The sequence below is a fragment of the Corynebacterium sp. CCUG 71335 genome (assembly GCF_024454075.1).
In the GTDB taxonomy this organism is placed as follows: Bacteria; Actinomycetota; Actinomycetes; order Mycobacteriales; family Mycobacteriaceae; genus Corynebacterium; species Corynebacterium genitalium.
Genome location: NZ_JAGPYY010000002.1, coordinates 219052 through 241524 on the forward strand (window position 1 = coordinate 219052; position 22473 = coordinate 241524).

Sequence of the window (22473 nt, forward strand, 5' to 3'; positions counted from 1 at the left end):
GCGTTACGTGTCTTGCGCGTCGAGTGGAGAAAACCAACGCAGGCCCTGAAAGCGAGCAAAGTCGCTATCGAAAGAGCAGATGGAGGTGCCGTGCTCGATAGCGAGAGCGGCAAGATGAGCATCGGTGACAAGGGTCCCACGGGCGTCACTGTCGACGGTGAGGGTGCGCAGGATACTCGCGTGCTGCGGACCAGGTTGGGGCACCCAGGAGTTCGGGTGTTTCAACCAGTTCTCGATGTAGTCACTCGCGCGAGAAGGTGTGAGCGGCATAGCGAACAGTGCAGGGTTCGTGGTGATCCTTTGAAACGCCAGCAAGCAAATCCACGGGAAGCCGACCCGTTCAGTGCCGCGCAGAGCACTATCAAGCCATGACGAGGCTTCAGCGAAATGCGTCGCGTTCTCATCAGACGCGTAGATAAGCACGTTTGCGTCGATGATCATTGCACGCGCCGGCCGAGTCTTTCGCGATCTTCCAGATCCAAGATCTCACTAACTTTGATGCACTCGACCTTCATTCCCATCGGCTGCGACATGGGGATATAGTCCACTGCACTATCTCTTCGGGGCAATCCGGCGCGTGCAAGATCATTGACCGCTTCACCCACGCTGGTGCCTTTCTCAGCTGCAATAGCGCGGGCGGCGGTGTACACCTCTTCATCGAGCCGGATCGTGAGCCTCATGAAACCGACGCTAGCACCAGTGGTGACGCAGTTCAAGACCGGTTTCTAAGTTACTGGCAGCCCGGGCACCAGTAGAGTTTCCGGCCCTCGCTCACCTTCATCTCGATCGGTGTGCCGCAGATGTAGCACGGGTCGCCCGCCCGGCGGTAGACGTAGACCTCTCCGCCATGGTCGTCCTTGCGCGGGTCGCGCCCCATGGTCTCCGGGGTGTGGTCGGGGCGGACGGTGTCGATGCGCCCGTTGTCGACACCGTAGGCCATGAGCTCTACAAGATCGGTCCAGATCGCGTCGAACTGAGCGCGGCTCAGTAGTGTCCCGGGGACCGTCGGATCGATGCCTTGCCGGAAGAGCACCTCCGCGCGGTAGATATTGCCCACACCGGCGAAGAGCTTCTGGTCCATCAAAAGCGAACCGATGGAGCGCTTCGATCGGTGGATTTTCGCGTAGAGCGCGTCCGGAGGGGTCGCCTCCACAATCGGATCGAAGCCAGACCGGGCGATGATCGCGTCGACCTCATCGTCGGTGAGCAGCTTGCAGAACTGCGGTCCGCGCAGGTTAGCGGCAATCGTACCGTTGGAGATGTGGAGACGGATCTGGCCCCAGTTGTCCTCGGCGGGCTCGAAACGCAACGAGCCGATCAGGCCCAGGTGAATGTAGACCACGTGCTCGAGTCCGATCGGCTGCTGTTCATTCTCGAAGTGAATGAACAGGTGCTTGCCGTGGGCGGTGGCGCGGGTGAGACGTGAGCCGTCGATAAGCGATGCTTGCGTGAAGCGCCCCTGCGGACTGGTCACCTCCACCGGGGCGCTGCGGAAATTCGCGTTGAGTTCGCGGGCGAGACGGTGGAGAACGTGACCTTCGGGCATTGAGCGGAGTTTACTCGGGCTCCACCGGGTTCTCCGAAACGACGACGCCGTCTGAGTCCGCGTAGACGTACTGGCCGGGGATGAAGTCGATGCCGCCCAGGCGGAGCACGATGTTCTCCTCGCCGACGCCGTCCTTGTTGGACTTACGCGGGTTGGTGCCCAGAGCCTTGCAGCCGAACTCCATCTTGGCCACCTCCGCGGAGTCGCGGATCGGGCCGTTGATGATCACGCCGGCCCAGCCGTTGTTCACGCCAGCCTCAGCGATCATGTCGCCCATCAGAGCAGTGTGCATCGACGCGTGACCGTCCACCACGAGGACCTTGCCCTCGCCGGGAGAGTTCAGCGTCTTCTTGACCAAGCCGTTGTCTTGGAAGCAGGAAATCGTGTGGATCTCACCGCAGAACTCGATCCTCCCGCCGAAGTTGCGGAACTGGATGTCGCAGCTGCGCACATCCTTGTCGTGGATGTCGGCGATGTCAGCGGTGGCAATGAACTGGATGCTCGAGTCAGTCATGGCGGGATGCTCCTTCGGGTTTGGTGGGTTCTGGTTTACGAGTTTACGCGGTGTCATCCTGCAAAAGATGACAAACCGGATTTCTGTCTGGAACTGTCCTTGCAGGTCAAGGTGATTTGGGTGAGTAAATCGAAACCGAGTTTGTCATCATTTGCAGCGCGCCCGCGCAACGACAAACCCGCACTGCGCAGCGGCAGTGCGGGTTCAGTCCGTTCAAGCTTTCAGCTTAGAACTGGCCCTCCTCGGTGGAGCCCTTCAGGGCGGTGGTGGAGGAGTTCGGGTCGACGGTGGTGGCAACGCGGTCGAAGTAGCCGGCACCGACCTCGCGCTGGTGCTTCACAGCGGTGAAGCCGCGGTCGGATGCTGCCTGGAACTCGCGGTTCTGCAGGTCGACGAAGGCCGGCATGCCCTCGCGAGCGTAGCCGTAGGCCAGGTCGAACATGGAGTAGTTGAGGGCGTGGAAGCCAGCCAGGGTGATGAACTGGAAGGTGAAGCCCATCTTGCCCAGCTCCTTCTGGAACTTGGCAATCTCTTCCTCGTCCAGGTGGGAGGACCAGTTGAAGGACGGGGAGCAGTTGTAGGCCAGCAGCTGGTCCGGGAACTCCTCGTGGACACCGTCAGCGAACTTCTTCGCCAGCTCGAGGTCCGGAGTGCCGGTCTCCATCCAGATCAGGTCAGCGTACGGAGCGTAGGACTTTGCGCGCGCGATGCAGGGCTCAACGCCGTTCTGGACGTAGTAGTAGCCCTCAGCGGAACGCTCGCCGGTGAGGAACTTCGCGTCGCGCTCGTCGACGTCGGAGGTCAGCAGGGTTGCAGCCTCAGCGTCGGTGCGGCCGATGACAACAGTCGGGACGTTGAGAACGTCTGCAGCCAAGCGAGCGGAGGACAGAGTGCGGATGTGCTGCTGGGTCGGGATGAGGACCTTGCCGCCCAGGTGGCCGCACTTCTTCTCGGAAGCGAGCTGGTCCTCCCAGTGGGTACCAGCGGCACCAGCCTGGATCATTGCGCGCTGCAGCTCGTAAACGTTCAGTGCGCCACCGAAGCCAGCCTCACCGTCAGCGACGATCGGGACGAGCCAGTTGTCCACGGAGGTGTCGCCCTCGACGCGGGAGATCTGGTCAGCGCGGGTCAGGGCGTTGTTAATGCGGCGGACAACGTTCGGCACGGAGTTAGCCGGGTACAGGGACTGGTCCGGGTAGGTGTTGCCGGAGAGGTTGGCGTCACCTGCGACCTGCCAGCCGGAGAGGTACACAGCCTGCAGGCCTGCACGGACCTGCTGAACGGCCTGGTTACCGGTCAGGGCACCCAGGGCGTGGATGTAGGAGCCGTCGCCCTTGGTGATGCCGTCCCAAAGGATCTCAGCACCGCGGCGAGCGAGGGTCTGCTCCTCGACGACGTTGCCCTGCAGGTCAGCAACCTGCTGTGCGGTGTAGTCGCGGGTGATGCCCTTCCAGCGGGGGTTCTCGTCCCAATCCTTCTGGATTTCCTCAGCGGTACGAGCCTGTCCTGTGGTGGTCATATACCTGTCCCCTTTCTATGGGATCTGTTGTTTGAAGCCGCTCACCCAGCGAAAGTGAAGTGAGCCACGCTGTTGGCGTTCAACGACTAGTATCACCATCCGCTCACTAGTCCGTCAATACGGGGCGTGGTTTGCGTTGGTTAGCGGCGTGGCTCGGGGGTCAGGATGACGGGAAAGTCGCAGCTTGAGAGCTTTTTGCTTATCGACGTGCGCGACCAGCCTGACAGTCGTCCGACTTTTGACTAACAATTTCGGGGGTAGCGTGACAGCAATCACTTAATGTTTCGCATAATGCGCACGCAACAATTTAAGGCAACCTAGACTGGTGCCATACATCTTCTGTCTACTTGGCTGAAAGGATCTCTGCCCTATGACTACGCCGCAATTCGAGGACCGCACGGAGCGCGTCGAGGTAGCTGGCCTGCAGGTGGCCCGCCCGCTCTATGACTTTGTCAACGACACTCTGCTGCCGGAGATCAAGCCCGAAACGAACCTGGACGCGGAGAAGTTCTGGGCCGATGTCGCGCAGTACTTCGCGGACCTGGCTCCGAAGAACAAGGCGTTGCTGGCCCGCCGCGACGAGCTGCAGGCCACCATGGATGACTACTACCGCGAGAACCCGGGCCAGCCGGACCCGAAGGAGCACGAGGAGTTCCTGCGTTCCATCGGCTACATCGTCGACCAGCCGACTGACGGTGCAATCCGCACCGAGAACGTCGACGACGAGTTCGCTAACGTCGCCGGCCCGCAGCTGGTGGTGCCGATTACGAATGCTCGCTTTGCCATCAACGCCGCGAACGCGCGCTACGGTTCGCTCTACGACGCGCTGTACGGCACCGATGCCATCCCGACCGACGGTGGTGCCGAGCCAGGCAAGGGGTACAACCCGGTTCGCGGCGACCGCGTGATCGAGTGGTCCCGAAACTTCCTCGATGAGGCTGTGCCGCTCGAGGGCGCATCCCACGCCGAGGTCGACTCCTACGAAATCACCGAGTCCGGCGAACTGAAGATCACCGCTGACGGCAACGAGGTCTCCCTGAAGGAGCCGGAGGTATACATCGGCTACCAGGGTGAGCAGTCTGCTCCGACCGGCATCGTGCTGCGCCACAATGGCCTGCACATCATCATTCAGCTCGACCGCGAGCACCCGGTGGGCAAGACCGACCGCGCTGGTGTTGCTGACATCGTGCTCGAGTCCGCCGTGACCGCCATCATGGACTTCGAGGACTCTGCCGCCGCAGTTGACGGTGCTGACAAGGCCGCTGCTTACCAGACCTGGTTCGGTCTCAACCGCGGCGACATCTCTGAGACTGTCGCTAAGGGCGACAAGTCCTTCGAGCGCAAGCAGGAAGACGACCTGACCTATACCGCGAAGGACGGCTCCGAGGCCACCCTGCACGGCCGCGCCATGATGCTGTGCCGCAATGTGGGCCACCTGATGACCACCCCGGCCATTCTCTTTAACGGCGAGGAAGTCCCGGAGGGCCTGCTCGACGGCATCATCACTGTTGCCTCCGCTATCCCGGGCCTGCGCAAGGACAACGCGCACGGTAACTCCCGGACGGGTTCTGTGTACGTGGTGAAGCCGAAGCAGCACGGCCCGGAAGAGGTCGCTTTCACTAACGAGATCTTCGACCGCGTCGAGGAGATCCTGAACCTGCCGAAGAACACCGTCAAGGTCGGTGTCATGGACGAGGAGCGCCGCACCTCCGTCAACCTGGACGCGTGCATCATGGAGGCCGCGGACCGCCTGGTGTTCATCAACACCGGCTTCCTGGACCGCACCGGCGATGAGATCCACACCTCCATGCAGGCCGGCCCGATGGTCCGAAAGGCGGACCTGCAGACCGCGCCGTGGAAGCTCGCGTACGAGAACCACAACGTCGACGCAGGTCTGGCGCATGACCTGCCGGGCCGCGCACAGATCGGTAAGGGCATGTGGGCAGAGACCGAGCATATGGCCGCGATGCTGGAGAAGAAGATCGGCCAGCCGCGCGAGGGTGCCAACACCGCTTGGGTCCCCTCCCCGACCGGTGCGACCCTGCACGCTACCCACTACCACCAGGTCAATGTCCACGAGGTGCAGGACGAGCTGCGCGCCGCTGGCCGCCGCGACGCCTACGCTGACCTGCTTACCGTTCCGGTCAACACGGGCGGCGACACCTGGTCCGACGAGGAGAAGCAGCAGGAGCTGGACAACAACTGCCAGTCCATCCTGGGCTACGTGGTCCGCTGGGTTGAGCAGGGCGTCGGTTGCTCGAAGGTGCCGGACATCCACGACGTGGACCTCATGGAGGACCGCGCCACCCTGCGCATTTCTTCCCAGCTCCTTGCGAACTGGCTGGTCCACGGTGTCATCACCGAGGAACAGGTCGTGGAGTCTCTCGAGCGCATGGCGAAGAAGGTCGACGAGCAGAACGCCGGGGACGCCAACTACCTGCCGATGGCCGCCGATTACGACGCTTCTATCGGCTTCCAGGCCGCGAAGGACCTGATCTTCAAGGGCACCGAGTCCCCGGCTGGCTACACCGAGCCGATCCTGCACGCGAAGCGCCGCGAGTTCAAGGCCGCCCACGGGGTTGATTAATCGGGTCTAGATCCGATTGCTAGCGCCGCTACCGTTTCGGTGGCGGCGTTCTAGTCTCCGTAGACCACGCTTCTGTGGCCGACGGTGAAGACCTCAATGGTGACTGTTTCGTCCTTAATGAGTGCGAGAATCCGGTAAGAGCCAACTCGGTAGCGCCATTCCCCGGAGCGGTTCGCTGTCAATGATTTGCCGAATGCGCGCGGGTCAGCGCAGCCGTCGAGGTTGTTTTTGATCCAGGTAGCAAGAATTCGGGCGTCGAATCGGTCCATCTTCTTGAGCTGTTTACGGGCCTTGGCGGTGAGTTCGACTTTGTAGGACATTTGAAGCGTTAGCGCAGCTCGGTGAGCACGTCGTCGATGGTGAAGCGCTCGCCGGAATCGTCGGCGATCGCCTCACGTAGTTCCTGCAGGTCATAAGTATCTTCGATCTTTTCAAGAATGGCGGAGCGGGCGAAATCGGAGATCGTGACGCCGGAGAAGCTCGCGAACTTGCGGACCAGCTCGGCGTCCTCTGCGTTCATGCGGATTGTCATCGTGGCCATGAATACATTGTATTCACTCGGCTTGCGTGAACAAGATTCCCCAGGGCTCTATGTATTGTCTTTAGGGTGCGGCGCTAAGGAGGGCACATGGGGTACACAGTCGGATTCGACCGCGACAAGTACATTGCGATGCAGTCGGAGCAGATTTCGAAGCGTCGTGAAGCAATCGGCGGAAAGCTCTACCTCGAGATGGGCGGCAAGCTTTTCGACGACCACCATGCCTCCCGCGTCCTGCCCGGGTTCACCCCGGACAACAAGATCGCCATGCTCGAAGCGATCAAGGACGAAGTGGAGATCGTCGTCTGCGTCGCCGCGCCTGACCTGGTCCGGCAGAAGGTCCGCGCGGACATCGGCATCACCTACGAGGACGAGGTTTTAAGGCTTATCGACGGCTTCCGCGAGCGCAACTTCCTCGTGGACAACGTCGTGATCACCCAGTACGAAAGCGGCCCTGACCAAGCCGATGCCTTCCGGGACAAGCTGGAGAAACTGGGGTTGACGGTCAATCTGCACCGCGTGATTCCCGGGTACCCGAATGACATTTCGCGGATCGTCTCGGAGGAGGGCTTCGGCCGCAACGACTACGTGGAGACCACCCGCGACGTGGTGGTCATGACCGCGCCGGGCCCGGGATCTGGCAAGATGGCCACCTGCCTCAGCCAGGTGTATGCCGACAACAGGCGCGGCATTTCCGCTGGCTACGCAAAGTTCGAGACATTCCCTATCTGGAATCTGCCGCTCGAGCACCCGATCAACCTGGCCTATGAGGCAGCGACGGTCGACCTCGACGACATCAACGTCATCGACCAGTACCACCTGGCCGCGTACGGTGAGCAGGTTTCCAGCTACAACCGTGATGTTGACGCGTTCCCTCTGCTCAAAGCGTTGCTGCTCGAGGCGACGGGGACGCAGCCGTACCAGTCCCCCACCGACATGGGCGTGAACATGGCAGGCTACGGCATCTCCGACGACGCCGCCTGCCGGTACGCCGCCAACCAGGAGATCATCCGTCGCTTCCTTGCCGCTCAGGTCGACGCGCGCCGGGGTGATGTGGCTGAGAACGTGCCGGAGCGCGCCGCGAATGTCATGCGCAAGGCAGGGCTGACTGTGGAAGACCGCCCGGTCGTCGGCCCGGCGCTCGCGATTGCTGACACCACGGGCAATCCCGGCGCGGCGCTGGAGCTTCCCGACGGTTCCATCGTCACCGGCAAGACCTCTGACCTGCTCGGACCATCGGCAGCCGTGCTGCTCAACGCCCTGAAAAAGCTCGCCGGCATTGACGACGAAGTGCACCTGCTCTCCCCCGACTCGATCGAGCCGATCCAGACGCTGAAGACGACGTACCTTGGCTCGCGCAACCCTCGCCTGCACACTGACGAGGTGCTCATCGCGCTGTCCGCTTCCGCCTCGGAAGACGACAACGCCCGGCTCGCGCTGGAGCAGCTGCAGTCGCTGCGCGGTTGCGATGCCCACATCACCACCATCCTGGGCTCGGTGGATGAGGGGATCTTCCGCTCACTCGGTGTGCTGGCGACAACGGAGCCGGAGTACTGGCGCAAAGCCCTGTACCACCGGCGTTAACATGCCTGTCCCCCTGAGGGGACAATCTCGCGTTTTCTCTGTCGCATCCTCTGCACCGCTGGAATCGTCGGAAGTGGAAACCGCATCCGACGAGAGGAAAAGGCAGGTGGCAGGACATGAGTACGCCCTTCGAGCTGGAAGCAGCGGGTTTGAACTATTCCTACGGCGATACGCCAGTCATCCAGGATCTGACCATGAGAGTCCCGCACGGGCAGGTCTATGGGTTCCTTGGCAGAAACGGTGCTGGTAAGAGCACCGTCATGAAGATTCTGCTCGGGCTTCTGAAACCGGCATCGGGACAGATTGCTTTTCAAGGCAGGATCATCGACCCAGGCGCAGCGTCGTACCTTGACCGCGTGGGAAGTTTGATTGAAGAACCTTCCTTCTACCCGAACCTCACTGGGGCAGAAAATATCCGCTACATCAGCAAACTTCGGGAAAGTACGGCGCAGGACACCCAGCTTCTCGACCTCGTTGGTCTGAGCTCGCAAGCAGCCAACAAGAAAGCGGGAGAATACTCGCTGGGGATGAAGCAGCGGCTCGGCATTGCGCTTGCGCTTGTCGGCGACCCTCAGCTTCTGCTTCTCGACGAGCCAACGAACGGCCTAGACCCGGAAGGAATCCGGGAAATGCGCAACCTCATCCGCTATTTCTCCAGAGAGCTCGGAAAGACTGTCGTTGTTTCCAGCCACATTCTTTCGGAAATTGAGCAGCTCGCCGACACGGTGGGGATCATCCACCAAGGACGCATGCGCTACGAAGGCAATCTGCACGACCTTTCTGGCACGCCATCCTTGCTCCTCGACACGATGGACGGTGCCGCGACGACCGAGGTGTTATCGCTGGGCAACATCCCCTTCACTGCTGTCACGCATGAGCGCTTCTCTTTGCCGTACCACGGCCGTAGCCAGACTGCTCAGCTAGTCAGCTGGCTCGTTGGGCAGAGTGTGCAGATCGCGTCGGTCAGCGTGAATGAGCGGACGTTGGAGGACTCCTTCCTTGAGATCACCGAGGAAGACTATGTCGAGGTGGGGAGCAAATAATGTCTGCGATGAAGAGCGTGGGGGTCACCCCCAAGGCGTTTCAGATGGCAGGTCTGGAACCGTCGAAGTACCGGCGCAAACCGAGCGTGCTGCTGCCATTAGGTGTTGTGGCGCTGTTCGGGTTGTGGGGCGTCGCGATCATGTTCAACTCCGGTTCGGACGATCGGGCTGCGATAATCAACCTGGTTCAGCTCGGCGGACTCATGCTGCCGCTGCTCATCGGCTCGAGCGTTCTCATCCTGGTCGGTGAAGACAAGAACACGAATATGACGTCCCGTGCGCAAAGCCTCGGCATCGCGCTGCCGGAAATCGGGTTTGCGAAGGCACTGTGGGCCCTGGCCGCGGGGTTCAGCGGACTGCTGGCCATCACCGTGAGCACGGTCGTTGCCGGGCACGCCGTAGGGATGACTCCCCCTGGGAACTCCTTGGTCATCGTGCTCTTCGCGCTGGCAGCGGAAATCGTCTGCCTCGTGCCCGCATTCCTCAACATCGCGTTGAGGAAACGGGGACAGGGACTTGTCCTGGCTTTGTCGCTCGGCGGGGCATTGCTGGGGTCAGCCGGGCACTTCTTGCCGCAACACGCAGCGGCACTCACACCATTCACTTTCGCAGGCGCATTGACCCCGGCGAGGATCAACCAGGACGGCGTTTATGACGTATCTTTCTCCGTCGCATTGCCCATCATCGTGCGCACTGTCACGGTCATCGTCTGTGCCGTCTCAATCGCGTTCTTCCCGAGGAGGGTTCACAATGACTAACAGCCTGATCGGACTCAAGAAATCACCCAACGCCCTCATCGTCGTGGCTGCGACAGGTCTTCTCTTCGTCGGCGCCGTCATCTTCGGACAGCACATGGTCCCCGACACGATGTGGCAGGATGATCCTTCATCTGCGGTGACCTCAGTGTGGAGCAACCTTGGCGGGCTCTACTTCGGCATCTTGCTACCCATTCTCGTCGCCAGCTGTGCAGCGCTGGTCATGGCCCCTGAGCACCAACGTGGAAACGTGCAGTGGTTGCGCAGTCAACCGCGCGGGGCATCCTTACTCTTGAGGGAAAAAGTGGCGGCTCTAGGCCTGATCAGCGTCATCCTCGCCGCCATCCACATCGTTGTCATTCTCACGTTCGGGTTCTGGCAGGGGTACAGTTCGATTCCGCAGTTCGGCAACCTCGTTGTTTACGCCGCGGCGACCGCCTTCGGCGTGTTCGCGGTAGGAAGCTTCTACATGTGGGTCAGCACATTCCTACGTGGCACAGCCAGCACGATCTCGGCCGGGATAGCGCTCACCGTGACCTCCATGGCGTTGGCGGTCTTTGAGCAAGTGGCCGTCTCCTCCTCCACCACGATCGAATCGATGCTTCCGACCACCCAGCTCATTTCCACTGCGTTGGTGCGTGAAGCAGGGACCTCAATGCCGGTGATGGTGCTGTTGAAGGTGCTCATCGCGTTAGTGTGGTCAGGGGTGTTCATCCTGTTGACACGCAAGCGGTTGGTCAGCGCGAGTTAGTCGGGAACCCTACGATCCAGCAATGCCCGAGAAAGCCATGTTTGTGAACGACGCAAATAGGAATGAACTGAAGTCCCCCAGGACTTTTATGGACAAGCTCCTGGAGGCGTGGCACTCTTCTACCGAGACGCTGTGGCTGGGTGCACTGGCCGGTTTGGGTTTCCAGCTCATGCTGACCGTGTTCGGAAAGCCCTTCTTCGACTCATGGGCGATCTGGGCGCTGGTGACCGCCGTGCAGTTCGCACTTCTTCTGTCGCGGCGCCGCTGGCCGCTGTATGCGCTCGCGGGGCAGTCGGTGATGTTCGCTCTTGGAGAGACACCAGCTGGTTCCGGAGCGTATTCGTTGGTCCCGTTTCTAATCTGTGTGGCAAGCGTTGTGCTGAGGGATAGGCCGCGCAATGCGCTCATCGGGATCATGATGGCTGTGGCTAGTTCACTCGTCAGCTCTTCTGGGGTGCACTCTGGGCGCGGCCCTCAACTCGAAGCAACGGTGCTTGTCCTACTGCACCTGGGTATTGCGGTAGCACTGGCGGCGTACGCGCGTGGGCGATTGAATTCAGTGGCCGAGCGGGACAGGCGCCTCGCAGCCGAACAACGCGAACGCGAGGCTGCCGCGAGACAGCGAAAAGCCGAATCGGTGTCTCAGGTGGCCTCCAATCTGCACGACAGCGTGGGCCACAACCTCACGGGCATCATCACTCTCGCCGAAGGAATCTCGAACCAGTCCGGGAACGAGCAAGTCGATGGGGTTGTAGATCTGGTCAACGAGTTAGCTCGGGAAGCACTCGGGGAAACACGGACTGCTATCCGTGCCATCAAGTCCGCAGGAACCGCAGAACATGACGTGCTGCATGCGCAGGAAAGCGCGCGAACGTGGGAGGACATATCCCAACTGATCGACAACGTTCGTTCCACTGGCTTGGACATTTCGGTGACGGAAGAAGGACCGCGTCCCGAGGATCGACGCATTCACGACACTCTTTATCGGGTGGTGCGAGAAAGCCTGACGAACGTCATGCAACATGCCCGGGGTGCCACAGCGGTGGCCATCACTTTCGCATCCACTCCACGCGGCGTCGAGGTGACACTCACGGACAATGGAACCGAGCAGCCATCACCCCATGCCCCGGGGGTCGGGCTGGAGGGTCTGGCGAAGCGTGTCCAGCAGGCAGGCGGAACCTTCAATGCCGGCTGGTCTGAGGACGGATGGAGGGTGCATGCCACCCTTCCACTTCAGGGCGGTGATCTTCAATGAGCGCCACGCGCACGAGGGTGCTCATAGTCGATGATCAGCGGCCCGCGAGGATGGGGCTGAGCCTCATGGTCGACCGGTTCCCGGACATGGAGGTCGTTGCCTGTGTGGAGAACGGGAAGGAAGCGATCGAATGGTTGGCTGAATGCAGGTCAGAGGGGAAGCGATTGCCCCATGTCGTTCTCATGGATATCAGGATGCCGGTGATGAACGGCATTGAGGCCACAAGGCAGATCACGAGCCACTACCCGGGGATCAAGGTATTGGTGATGACGACCTACGACGAGGACGACTACGCTTTCGGCGCGTTGGATGCGGGCGCGACTGGTTACCTTCTGAAAGATGTTCGGGCTGATGAGCTGCATCGAGCAGTGTCAGCAGTGGCGCACGGCGACGCGATTCTCACCCCCAGGATCACTGCGGAGCTGGTCCGTCAGCGGCCGCACAGGCCAACGCAGGGCCGCCAAGCCCGAGCACGAGAAGCGTTTGAGGCCTTGTCTGCGCGAGAGTTTGAAGTAGCTAGCCTCGTTGCCCGGGGCATGAACAATGCCGAGATCGCCGAGCACCTCACCATTCAGCCGGACAGTGTGAAGAAGACCGTCTCGCGAATCCTCTCGCGCATGGACCTGCGTGACAGGACGCAGATCGTTGTGCTGTGGTACGAAGCTGATCTGGCGACATAACCCGGCGGGGTGATTTCTCCCTGCACTGCTGACTCCATACACTAGTGGTGTGACCAGCAAAATCCTGCTCTACTACCAGTTCCGCCCGATCCCAGACCCGGAGGCGATCCGGCTCTGGCAGCGCGACCTGTGCGAGGGGCTGGGCCTCAACGGCCGGATCATCATCTCCCCTGACGGCATCAACGGCACCGTCGGCGGGGACATCAACGCGTGCAAAGCGTACGTCCGCAAAACCAAGGAATACTTCCGCGGCATCGAGTTCAAGTGGTCCGAGGGCGGCAAGGAGGACTTCCCCAAACTGTCGGTCAAGGTGCGCGACGAAATTGTCACCTTCGGCGTGCCCGAGGAATTGCGTGTCGACGACAACGGGGTCGTCGGCGGAGGCACGCACTTGAAGCCGGAGGAGGTCAATGAGCTCGTCGAAAAGCGTGGCGACGATGTCGTGTTCTTTGACGGCCGCAACGCGTACGAAGCGGAGATCGGCAAGTTCAAAGGCGCTGTCGTGCCCGATGTGGAGACCACCCACGATTTCATCGCGGAGCTCGAGTCAGGCAAATACGACTGGATGAAGGACAAACCAGTCGTGTCCTACTGCACGGGCGGAATTCGCTGCGAAATCCTCTCGTCGCTGATGAAGAACCGCGGGTTCGAAGAGGTCTACCAAATCGACGGCGGCATCGTGCGCTACGGGGAGAAGTACGGAAACTCGGGTCTGTGGGAAGGCTCGCTCTACGTGTTCGACAAGCGCATGCACACAGAGTTCGGCGCGGGTGCGGACGATGACCCGGAGTTTGTGCAGCTCGGCCACTGCGTGCACTGCGGCGCGCCGACGAACCAGCACTACAACTGCGCGAATGAGCCGGAGTGCCGGCAGCAGTACTTGAGCTGCGAAGCGTGCCGGGCGGAGAACCCGTACTGTGCGGAGTGCTCTCAGGGCGCGTAATCGGCGGCGAGCATGCCAACCGTCACCGTGAGCCACAGCATGGTGAACGGGACCAGCGGTAGCCAGAACACGCCCATCCACGGCATCCATCGCTCATAACGGTTGAGCTTGCGCACCATGATCACCGCGCAGCTGAGCAGAGCGACGACTGGGTAGATGGAGCTCAGGGCGGCCCACCACGTGCGGGCGGCTTGGGAACACAGCCACGTGGCCTCCCCCGCTTCGCACAACGGACCGCCGACGAGGCGGAAGATCAGCGCCAGAATCCCCGCAATCAGGAACGTGCCTGCAACTGCTGCGACACCGAACCAGATGGCTTGGCGGGTGGACGCCTGGTTGCGCTCGTTGAGCTGGGCGGGATCGGGTTCGCTTGCAAGCTCATCGAAAGAGCGCGGTTCCGGGCGCACCTTGTTGTAGTAGTCGGCCGCTCCATGCAGGTCATTCTCCGGGTGGTCCGGGCGGTCAGAGGGGATACTAGGCATAGCCTCCACCCTAGACTCCCCTGCTAGCGCTGCGGAAAAATCACGACGGGCACGGGAGCGTGCTCCAAGAAGTCGGTCGCGCGCGGACCAGCGAAAACACAGTTGGTTGTGGCCGGCCGGGACGCGAGGAAGAGCACGTCGCCCTTCTTCCACTTCTGCGAGTCCACCACGGTGTCCCAGCCGTCGCCGGCGCTGACCCGGGTTTCCACTTCGAAGTTCTTCAGGCCCTGCACGCCGAGCTTCTCGGCCATGTCCGAGACGACATCACGGGCCCGGTCGAGGAGGGCCAAGGATGTCTCGTTCCATTCGTCGATAAACGCGCGGTGGGGTGCGATCTGCTCGTTGTAGTCGTAGGTTTCCTCCGGGGAGAACGCCATGATGCGCAGATCGACGTCGAGGATCATCGCGATGGCGGCGGCGCTGGCAATGCCGGTGTTCGCGGCTTCATCGTTCTCATCGAGGAACGCGAAGTTGACCCGCGTGATGCCCTTCTTCGACAACTTCACCGCGCGCGGCGCCAACCCGACGGAGACCGGCGACGAGTGCATGAGCGCGTCCGCGGTGGACGTGGCCTTGAACCGTCCTTTGGCTGCCTTCGGTTTGGAACCGACTAGAACAAGATCGGCGTGAAAACGCTCGACCTCTTGCGTGAGCAGCTCGTAGCGCGGGGAGCCGTCGCGGAATACTGCGTAGTCCTCGTCCCACGCACCGCGCGGGACGTGTTCCTTGAGCGCTTCCCGGATTGCACCGCTGCGCTTCTCCTCAATCTCTTTAAGCCACTTCTTGTACTTCTTGCTGGTCTTGTTGCGCAGATGCGACCAGGGCTGCTTCTCGGTGGAAATCACCCGGATCTGTGCAGGCATGGTGCGCGCAAGCCAGCCAGCGAAGTGCACCGCCTCTTCCCCGGATTGATCCCAGCCCACAGCGATGCGCAAAGGGCGCTCCGGACCGACAGAGGTTAGGAGCTCAGGAGTGAGGGGTAAAGGATTCATAATGGCGCGCGAAAGAAAGGGATACCGTTAACGGAATACTAACGGTTCCCTAACTTTACATGTCTGCGAGGGGGTGTCGCGCGCCGTTGCGCCTGTTCGGCTACTCGACGTTGCCGGTGTTGTAGCTGTCGGCCAATGGGCCCAGGATGCGCGAGGCTTGCTGGAGCAGCGGAAGCAGCTCGTTGTCAAGCGTGCCAATCATCTCCGCGACGTACTTCACGCGCTCGTCGGAGACGCGCTCGTATTCCTTAATGCCTGTATCGGTCATCTCCACACGCACACCGCGGCGGTCGTTCTCGTCGCGCACGCGATGGATGAGGTTGCGCTGTTCCAGCTGGTGCAGGGTATTCGATGCCGTCGGCATGCGGATTCCCTCGTCGGCGGCGAGCTGACTAATGCGCATCGGGCCGGACTCGATGAGCCGTTCCAAAATGGAAAGCTGCGGCCCGGTCAGGTCAGACTGCTCGGAAATGCGGAAATAAGCGACGTAAAGCTTGGTGAGAAAAGGGCGGACATCCTTTGCGATTGCATAGGCGTCTTCGGGATTAATTTGTGACATGCGCTCGAGTGTAGAGGTAGTTGTACAAACAAACGAATATCCGATCGTCCTCAAGGTTGTTGTCTCTGTCACATTTTCGCCGCCGGTGGGGACGGATAAACTCAGCGTAATGTTCCGTTTCGAAGGAGAGGTCTCGCACGAGTGGGAGCGGCGCGCGGTGCTGCGCGACTTTCAGGCTGGTCGCGTGCAGCGCGAGGAGCTTTGCGACGCCGATTTTCTCCTCAAGGCCGCCGGCCGACACCACGGAGTCGACTCTGCCCGACCGTGTCCTATCTGCGAAGCAGTGATGCGGGATGTCCTGTGGATTTACGGGGATAACGTGGGTCGCCGCTCCGGAACAGCACGCAGTATTGATGAGATTGACGGCATAGTCGCAGAGGTCGGCCCCGTCACCGTTCACCGCGTGGAGGTCTGCGAGCGCTGCGGTTGGAACCACTTGCTGACCGAATCCCAGGCCGTCCCCGAGCTGTGAATCGCGAATGAAGACGGGGGGATACTGGGTGTTTTGTTGGTTGAGCAAGTACCCTGTCCTAGAGGTTTAAAGATTAGGCAGGGACACCCCATTGGCACGAGACACTGAATCCACCGGTAAGAAGCCGGAGCCCAAGAAGCCGACGCAGAAGATGTCGGCCGATAAGGCGACGGCAGATAAGGCGAGTAGTAAGGCCGGCGCTAAGACGGGCACGAAGCCGTCCGAGAAAGACTCCAGCACCCGTGTGACCAAGAAGAAGCGTCGCCGCGGGCAGTGGCTGGCAGCCCTGGCGTTGGCCGTTGTGTTGCTTCTGCTTGTGCCGCTGACGATCTTCGGTGTCAACTACGCCAAGGCGGACCTGCCTCAGCCGGGCGAGATTGACACCCCCCAGATCTCCACCATCTTCTACAACGACGGCCAGAAAGAGCTGGCCCGCCTTGTCCCGCCGGAAGGCAACCGTGAGCAGATCGCGTTGGACCAAGTGCCGGAGCATGTGCAGAACGCTGTCTTCGCCGCTGAGGACCGCGACTTCTGGGACAACTCCGGATTCTCCTTCACCGGTTTCGGCCGCGCCTTGCTCGGCCAGCTGACGGGTAATGACTCTGCTGGTGGTGGTTCAACAATCACCCAGCAGTACGTCAAGAACACCATCGTGGGTAATGAGCGTTCTTATACCCGTAAGTTCAATGAGCTGGTCTACTCCATCAAGATGACCAGGAACTGGTCCAAGGAAGAGATCCTCACCGGGTACCTGAACACCATTTACTTCGGCCGCAACGCCTACGGTATCGAAGCCGCCGCCCACGCCTACTTCAGCAAACCAGCCGCAGAACTGTCGGTCGAAGAGGGCGCTTTGCTTGCTGGCCTGATTCAGCTGCCCAGCCAGCTTGACCCGTGGAACAACCCGGACGAGGCGCAGAACCGCTGGGACTACGTGCTCGACGGCATGGTGGATCAGGGCTGGCTCAGCGCGGACGAACGCGCCGGGGCCCAGTTCCCGGACACGCGCGACCCGGAGACGTACTCCGCCTACACGGAGGCCACCGGCCCGAACGGTCTGATCAAGAACCAGGTGATCAGGGAGCTCGAGCAGATCGGTATTTCTGAGGCGGACGTGACCAACCGCGGCCTGCAGATCAAGACCACCATCGACCCGCATGTCCAGCAGCAGATCCTCGATACGGCTGAGACGCAAATGGCGACGCTGCAGGAGGATGCCCGTACCGGTGTCGTGGCGATCGACCCGAAGAACGGTGAAGTGCGCGGCTACTATGGTGGCGACGATCCATCCGGTTGGGACTATGCCGACGCTGGCCTGCAGACCGGTTCGACATTCAAGATCTTCGGTCTTGCGGCTGCGCTGCAGCAGGGCATCCCGCTGTCGGCGCCGTACGACTCCTCCCCCGTCACCGTCGGTAGCGCCTACATCACCAACTCCGGTGGCGGTGGCGGCGGCATGACCTCCATGGCTGACGCGCTGAAGAACTCCTACAACACCTCTTTCATCCGCATTCAGTCCGACCTGGACGACACCACCAACGACACCAAGGAAATGGCGCACGCGCTGGGTGTCGCCCGCCAGCTGCCGAATGTCCCGGAAACGTTGACCGAGCACGGTGAGCAACCACTCGACGGCATCATTCTGGGCCAGTACCAGTCCCGCGTTCTGGACATGGCCACGGGTGTGTCCACTCTGATTAACCGTGGTGTGTGGCACCCGACGCACTTCGTCCAGCAAGTCACCTCCGCCGATGGCGAAGTGCTCTACGAGTTTGATCCGGAGTACAAAGAACGCCGCGTGAACTCCCAGGTGGCAGACAACGTCGTCCAGGCGATGCAGCCGGTCGCTGGCTGGTCCCATGCGGCCCTGGCCGGCGGCCGCCCGTCGGCGGCAAAGACCGGTACCGTCCAGCTGGGCAACACTGGCCTGTCCAAGGACGCCTGGATGGTCGGCGGCACCCCGGAACTCTCCGTCGCGGTGTGGGTTGGTACAGCCGACAACACCACGGCCATCTACAACTCTTACGGCGGCACGATGTTCGGTGCGCAGGCCCCTGCCCAGATTTGGAAGGGCGTGCTCGACGGCGCGCTCGACGGCAAAGAATACGGCCAGTTCCCCGACGCCAAGCCAATCAATTGGGGAGTTGACCCCTACTCCGGCGGCACCTACGGCGGACAAAAGGGCTACTCCAGCCAGGATACCTCGTACAACTACAGCCAGCCTTCGCAGCAGCGGTCCGCTGCACCCGAGCCACAAGCACCGGCGGCATCGGCCCCGCCGCCTGCCCCGGCACCGGCCCCGGCCCCGCCGCAAGCGCCAGAACCGGCACCGGAGCCACCGCCGAGCTTGGGTGAGATTCTCGACGAACTGGTCCAGTAATGGGGGGCGAGGTGAGCGTCGATAAGCGTCGCGCTATGTGGGCGAACGCCGCTGACCGCGTGCAACCCGGAAAAACGGAGCCGGTTGCGCGCGGGGTCGTGGAAACCTTGGGCGGCCCCATGGGCCGTTTCGCGCAGATTGGCCGTGGGCGTTGGTGGACACCCCTGCGTGCCATCATGTCGGTGGCCTGGGTTTTCATGGCGCTCGGTGCACTGAGCAAGTCCAACTGTGCGCGCGGCAAGCTTGTCGACGGCTCCCTGCAACTCAACTGGGACGGCAACCGCCAATACACCTCCTTCTGCTACAACGACATCGTTCCCCTCTACGGCGGGCGCGGCCTTGACCAGCCAGGATTCGTTTACGACTACTCCTGGCAGGAAGGCGACCTCACCCGGTACATGGAGTACCCTGTACTGGGCGGACTGTTCCAAGGCGCGATGGGCTGGCTCTCTCGCAACACCTATCCCCTGGTCAGCTGGGCACTGCCGGATTCCGGTTGGTACTTCTACGTCACCGCATTCGTCATGGCGGTCATCTGGGTCTTCACCGCCCGCATGGTGGCCGAGCTGGCAGGTAACCGCATTTGGGACACCATTTTGGTGGTGGCCTCTCCCCTGCTCATCATGCACGCCTTCACCAACTGGGACATTCCCTCCATCGCGTTCATGGTCGGGGCCTTGCTGGCCGCCCGGAACAAGAAGTTCTGGCTGGCGGGAGTGCTCATCGGGCTGGGCACGGCGTTCAAGATGTGGCCGCTGTTCCTGCTGGGTGCCTACCTGGTCATTGCGCTACGCAAGAAGAAGGCCATGCCGTTCGTGCAGATGCTGGTAGCCACGGTGGTGTCGTGGCTGGTAGTCAACGTGCCAATCATGCTGTACAACTACGACGCCTGGCACGAGTTCCAGCGCCTGAACACCGAGCGCGGCTGGGAGTGGACCACGATCTACGCCGTGGCCTCCCGCGCCTTCGGGTGGAACGGCTTCGATTCCGGCGACGGCGCGCCGGTGATCCTCAACGCGGTCACCCTCGTGCTTTTCCTAGCAGGCTGTCTATTCGTTCTCGTCGCGGGATTAATGGCACCACAGACTCCGCGCGTCGCGGAACTGTTCGTGCTCATCGTTGGCTTCTTTCTGCTGTTCAATAAGGTGTGGAGCCCCCAGTACTCGCTGTGGCTTGTCATTCCGGCAGTGCTCGCACTCCCCCACTGGCGCCTGTTGCTGTCGTGGATGACGGTGGACATGTTGGTCTGGCCGATCCTCATGTGGCACATGATGGGCACCGACAACCTCGGGTTGCCCGGTGGGATGCTCAACCTCATTGTGGTCACGCGCGACGGTCTGATCATCGCGATCATGGTGCTCACCGTCATGCAGATGTACGGTCGCCGCCGCGACAAGGTGCGCGACGCCCACTTCGGGTGCGACCCGCTGCTGACCACACCCGCGGACTGGGAGGAGGCGAAAAAGACGTGGGAACCGCAACAATCCTCGGAATCTGCTCGATCTTCATCGGGTTCGGACTCTTTGCAGGGTGTTTCTTCGCAGTCGTGAAGAAGAAGCCGATGGCGCTCTCTGTCGCCTTAGGTCTCGCGGCGTTCATCTTCATGACGTTCGTGCCGGTCTTCCTGGCGGTGTTCATCGCAGCGCCCAACGCTGGCAGTTAACTGCCAGAAACCTTCTGTAGGGTGGAAACCATGAACATTAAGAGGGTTTCCGCTGCCATCGCTGCCTCCGCTTTGTCCCTCTCCGCGCTCACTGCGTGCGGTGAGACGGACGACGGCACCACCGGTACCGACGCCGGAGCCGAATCCACGGTGGCCGAAGAGGTTGAGACCGAAGGCGACGATCAAGTTCAGCAAGACGACGTAGCCGGCGATGATGACGCGGACGACGCAGACGACGCAGACGATGCCGATGATGGTGACGACGCTGCTGGTCGTGAACTGCCGAAGGAAGTGACTGGTTACACCCCAGAGGCGGAGTCTGAAATGGCTGACGAAGGCCTCAGCGCAGCTGATGTCGAGCGTGCCCTCGCCGCCGCCAACGATAATGAGCCCGGTGTGGAGACCAGGTGGGAAGACGACGGGTTCTGGGAAATCGCCTCCGGTGAGATCGACATCGATATCGACCCCCAGGGTCTGGTCCTCGACGTAGACAAAGACGACTAGTTAGCGCCGCACGTTTCCTAGCGCCGCAGATACGCCGCATTCTGATTTCTTCGCGGTGAGCTGCTGGGGTACGCTGGTGAGGTTGCTTGACGCAACGACCCTCCTGCCACCGTTAAAGGACGGTGGCCGAAACCATAGAAACGACCATAGGAGGTGATGAGGTCCGTGCGTCACTACGAAGTAATGATCATTCTCGACCCGAGTCAGGATGAGCGCACCGTTGCCCCGTCCCTGGACAAGTTCCTCGATATTGTCCGCCAGGATAACGGCAAGGTGGAAAACGTCGATGTATGGGGCAAGCGCCGTCTTGCATACCCCATCGACAAGAAGGAAGAAGGCGTCTACGTCGTAGTCAACCTCGACTGCGCAGCCGAGACCGTCCAGGAGCTCGACCGCCGTCTGAACCTGAACGACACCATTATGCGAACCAAGGTTCTGCGCACCGATAGCAAGTAAGCGCCGAACGTGAACGGGTAATCCCAGCTCAGGGTTTGTGTCCGGGGCGGACTATAGACTGGTTCGTGCAAGGACAACCCATTCCCGCTCATTCATTCAAGGTTTCAAGGTAAGGACGAAAGAACATGGCACAAGGCGACACTCCTATCACCGTCGTTGGCAACTTGGTTGCGGACCCTGAACTGCGGTTCACCCCGCAGGGCTTGGCAGTAGCCAACTTCCGCATTGCATCCACTCCGCGTACCTACAACAGGGACACGAACCAGTGGGAAGACGGCGAAGCTTTGTTCCTCACCTGCAACGTGTGGCGGAGCGTCGCCGAGAACGTCGCTGAGTCCCTGACAAAGGGCATGCGCGTGATCGTCAACGGCCGCCTCAAGCAGCGTTCTTACCAGAACCGCGAAGGTGAAAACCGCACCGTGTTCGAGGTCGAGGTCGACGAAGTCGGCCCGTCCCTGCGCTACGCCAGCGCCAGCGTCAACCGTAACCCGCGTGAGGGCGGGAACCAGGGTGGCGGCGGCTTCGGCGGCAACCAGGGCGGCAGCTTTGGTAACTCCCAGGGCGGCCAGAACGCCCAGAACACCGGTGGCTTTGGTAACTCCCAGGGCAACCAGGGCGGCCAGAACAGCCAGTCCAACAACCAGCCCGCGAATGATCCGTGGAATTCTGCTCCCCCCGCCGGCGGTTTCGGCGGCATGGACGATGAGCCCCCGTTCTAAAGCAATCGACAAACATCAACTTTCAAACGAAAGGTAAGGATTATGAAGCTGATCCTCACCGCTGCCGTTGAGAACCTTGGTGAGCCCGGCGATATTGTCGAGGTCAAGGACGGCTACGGACGTAACCTTCTGCTTCCGCGCGGCCTGGCCATCCCGGCCTCCCGCGGCGCTGAGAAGCAGATTGAGGACATCAAGCGCGCACAGGAGCAGCGTTCCGTGCGCGACCTGGACCACGCTAAGGAGCTGCGCGACCAGCTCGACCAGCTGCAGGGCGTCACCGTGAAGGTGCGCACCGCTGAGAACGGCAAGATCTTCGGTTCGGTCAAGCCGGCCGACATCGTCGATGCCGTTGAGGCTGCAGGCGGCCCGGCGCTGGACAAGCGCCGCGTTGACATGCCGAAGGGGCTGGTCACCAGCACCGGCGGCTACCAGGTCAAGGTCAAGCTCCACGATGACGTGGAGGGCAAGGTGAACTTCGAGGTCGTGGGCGCGTAACACACGCCTAACGGCGATTGCTCTATAACAAGCAAT

At 61.3% G+C, this 22473-nt stretch carries 25 protein-coding genes; 15 read left to right on the top strand and 10 right to left on the bottom strand.

Annotation, left to right across the window (positions count from 1 at the left end):
• Positions 1 to 3: 3 nt before the first annotated feature.
• From KBX19_RS02575 to aceA, 5 genes are all read right to left on the bottom strand, one after another.
• A complete protein-coding gene (locus KBX19_RS02575) occupies positions 4 to 441 on the bottom strand; it encodes a type II toxin-antitoxin system VapC family toxin (RefSeq protein ID WP_255994603.1) in 438 nt (145 codons plus the stop codon).
• Entirely contained in the window at positions 438 to 680 is a 243-nt protein-coding gene (locus KBX19_RS02580) for a hypothetical protein (protein ID WP_005287833.1), read from the bottom strand. Before KBX19_RS02580 ends, KBX19_RS02575 begins: the two co-directional genes overlap by 4 nt.
• A 50-nt stretch (positions 681 to 730) precedes the next feature.
• Complete coding sequence (locus KBX19_RS02585) at positions 731 to 1546, bottom strand: Fpg/Nei family DNA glycosylase (protein WP_255997258.1); 816 nt, start codon at positions 1544 to 1546, stop codon at positions 731 to 733.
• 10 nt (positions 1547 to 1556) lie between these two features.
• On the bottom strand, positions 1557 to 2060 hold the full coding sequence (rraA, locus tag KBX19_RS02590) for a ribonuclease E activity regulator RraA (protein ID WP_255997260.1): 504 nt from the start codon (positions 2058 to 2060) through the stop codon (positions 1557 to 1559).
• Between the two features lie 226 nt (positions 2061 to 2286).
• Positions 2287 to 3579, bottom strand: a complete 1293-nt coding sequence (aceA, locus tag KBX19_RS02595; protein WP_005287840.1) for an isocitrate lyase — start codon at positions 3577 to 3579, stop codon at positions 2287 to 2289.
• Positions 3580 to 3949: 370 nt separating this feature from the next.
• Between aceA and KBX19_RS02600 the strand changes: the two genes are divergently transcribed.
• Positions 3950 to 6166, top strand: a complete 2217-nt coding sequence (locus KBX19_RS02600) for a malate synthase G (RefSeq protein ID WP_255997262.1) — start codon at positions 3950 to 3952, stop codon at positions 6164 to 6166.
• Between the two features lie 50 nt (positions 6167 to 6216).
• Here the strand turns inward: KBX19_RS02600 and KBX19_RS02605 are convergent, their stop codons facing one another.
• Positions 6217 to 6486, bottom strand: a complete 270-nt coding sequence (locus KBX19_RS02605) for a type II toxin-antitoxin system RelE/ParE family toxin (protein ID WP_005287846.1) — start codon at positions 6484 to 6486, stop codon at positions 6217 to 6219.
• Positions 6487 to 6494: 8 nt separating this feature from the next.
• On the bottom strand, positions 6495 to 6707 hold the full coding sequence (gene relB, locus KBX19_RS02610) for a type II toxin-antitoxin system RelB family antitoxin (RefSeq protein WP_005287849.1): 213 nt from the start codon (positions 6705 to 6707) through the stop codon (positions 6495 to 6497).
• An 87-nt stretch (positions 6708 to 6794) separates the two neighbouring features.
• Here relB and KBX19_RS02615 point away from each other — a divergent pair, with 87 nt between their 5' ends.
• The 7 genes from KBX19_RS02615 to KBX19_RS02645 all read left to right on the top strand — a co-directional run bounded on the left by KBX19_RS02615 (position 6795) and on the right by KBX19_RS02645 (position 13715).
• Positions 6795 to 8288, top strand: coding sequence for a DUF1846 domain-containing protein (locus KBX19_RS02615; protein WP_255994599.1), 1494 nt, complete (start codon positions 6795 to 6797; stop codon positions 8286 to 8288).
• Positions 8289 to 8404: 116 nt separating this feature from the next.
• On the top strand, positions 8405 to 9331 hold the full coding sequence (locus KBX19_RS02620; protein ID WP_255997264.1) for an ABC transporter ATP-binding protein: 927 nt from the start codon (positions 8405 to 8407) through the stop codon (positions 9329 to 9331).
• Positions 9332 to 9375: 44 nt separating this feature from the next.
• On the top strand, positions 9376 to 10089 hold the full coding sequence (locus tag KBX19_RS02625) for a hypothetical protein (RefSeq protein WP_255997265.1): 714 nt from the start codon (positions 9376 to 9378) through the stop codon (positions 10087 to 10089).
• Positions 10082 to 10837 carry an ABC transporter permease gene (locus KBX19_RS02630; RefSeq protein ID WP_255997266.1) on the top strand — a complete coding sequence of 252 codons (756 nt, stop codon included), beginning with the start codon at positions 10082 to 10084 and terminating at the stop codon, positions 10835 to 10837. Before KBX19_RS02625 ends, KBX19_RS02630 begins: the two co-directional genes overlap by 8 nt.
• Positions 10838 to 10925: 88 nt before the next feature.
• Entirely contained in the window at positions 10926 to 12092 is a 1167-nt protein-coding gene (locus KBX19_RS02635; RefSeq protein WP_255997267.1) for a sensor histidine kinase, read from the top strand.
• Positions 12089 to 12772: a response regulator transcription factor gene (locus KBX19_RS02640; RefSeq protein ID WP_255997269.1), complete on the top strand. Its 684-nt coding sequence runs from the start codon at positions 12089 to 12091 to the stop codon at positions 12770 to 12772. Before KBX19_RS02635 ends, KBX19_RS02640 begins: the two co-directional genes overlap by 4 nt.
• Before the next feature lie 49 nt (positions 12773 to 12821).
• Entirely contained in the window at positions 12822 to 13715 is an 894-nt protein-coding gene (locus KBX19_RS02645) for a rhodanese-related sulfurtransferase (RefSeq protein WP_005287854.1), read from the top strand.
• On the opposite strand, the gene KBX19_RS02650 is transcribed toward KBX19_RS02645, so the two are convergent.
• The 3 genes from KBX19_RS02650 to KBX19_RS02660 form a co-directional block, all read right to left on the bottom strand.
• Complete coding sequence (locus KBX19_RS02650) at positions 13703 to 14197, bottom strand: hypothetical protein (protein ID WP_255997270.1); 495 nt, start codon at positions 14195 to 14197, stop codon at positions 13703 to 13705. The two genes, KBX19_RS02645 and KBX19_RS02650, sit on opposite strands and share 13 nt — an antisense overlap.
• A 23-nt stretch (positions 14198 to 14220) precedes the next feature.
• Positions 14221 to 15189, bottom strand: coding sequence for a universal stress protein (locus KBX19_RS02655; RefSeq protein ID WP_005287859.1), 969 nt, complete (start codon positions 15187 to 15189; stop codon positions 14221 to 14223).
• 100 nt (positions 15190 to 15289) lie between these two features.
• Positions 15290 to 15748 (bottom strand): MarR family winged helix-turn-helix transcriptional regulator, encoded by a 459-nt coding sequence (locus tag KBX19_RS02660; protein ID WP_005287862.1) that lies wholly within the window; start codon positions 15746 to 15748, stop codon positions 15290 to 15292.
• A gap of 109 nt (positions 15749 to 15857) precedes the next feature.
• Here KBX19_RS02660 and KBX19_RS02665 point away from each other — a divergent pair, with 109 nt between their 5' ends.
• The 7 genes from KBX19_RS02665 to rplI all read left to right on the top strand — a co-directional run bounded on the left by KBX19_RS02665 (position 15858) and on the right by rplI (position 22437).
• Positions 15858 to 16220, top strand: a complete 363-nt coding sequence (locus tag KBX19_RS02665; protein WP_255994593.1) for a DUF5318 family protein — start codon at positions 15858 to 15860, stop codon at positions 16218 to 16220.
• A gap of 151 nt (positions 16221 to 16371) precedes the next feature.
• A complete protein-coding gene (locus KBX19_RS02670) occupies positions 16372 to 18600 on the top strand; it encodes a transglycosylase domain-containing protein (RefSeq protein WP_370686988.1) in 2229 nt (742 codons plus the stop codon).
• 35 nt (positions 18601 to 18635) lie between these two features.
• Positions 18636 to 20150, top strand: a complete 1515-nt coding sequence (locus KBX19_RS02675) for a glycosyltransferase family 87 protein (RefSeq protein ID WP_370686989.1) — start codon at positions 18636 to 18638, stop codon at positions 20148 to 20150.
• A 143-nt stretch (positions 20151 to 20293) separates the two neighbouring features.
• Entirely contained in the window at positions 20294 to 20767 is a 474-nt protein-coding gene (locus KBX19_RS02680; protein ID WP_156774794.1) for a hypothetical protein, read from the top strand.
• A 165-nt stretch (positions 20768 to 20932) separates the two neighbouring features.
• Positions 20933 to 21223: a 30S ribosomal protein S6 gene (rpsF, locus tag KBX19_RS02685; RefSeq protein WP_198002210.1), complete on the top strand. Its 291-nt coding sequence runs from the start codon at positions 20933 to 20935 to the stop codon at positions 21221 to 21223.
• A 125-nt stretch (positions 21224 to 21348) separates the two neighbouring features.
• Positions 21349 to 21942, top strand: a complete 594-nt coding sequence (locus KBX19_RS02690; protein ID WP_005287876.1) for a single-stranded DNA-binding protein — start codon at positions 21349 to 21351, stop codon at positions 21940 to 21942.
• Between the two features lie 42 nt (positions 21943 to 21984).
• A complete protein-coding gene (gene rplI, locus KBX19_RS02695; protein ID WP_255994589.1) occupies positions 21985 to 22437 on the top strand; it encodes a 50S ribosomal protein L9 in 453 nt (150 codons plus the stop codon).
• The last annotated feature ends 36 nt before the right edge of the window (positions 22438 to 22473 follow it).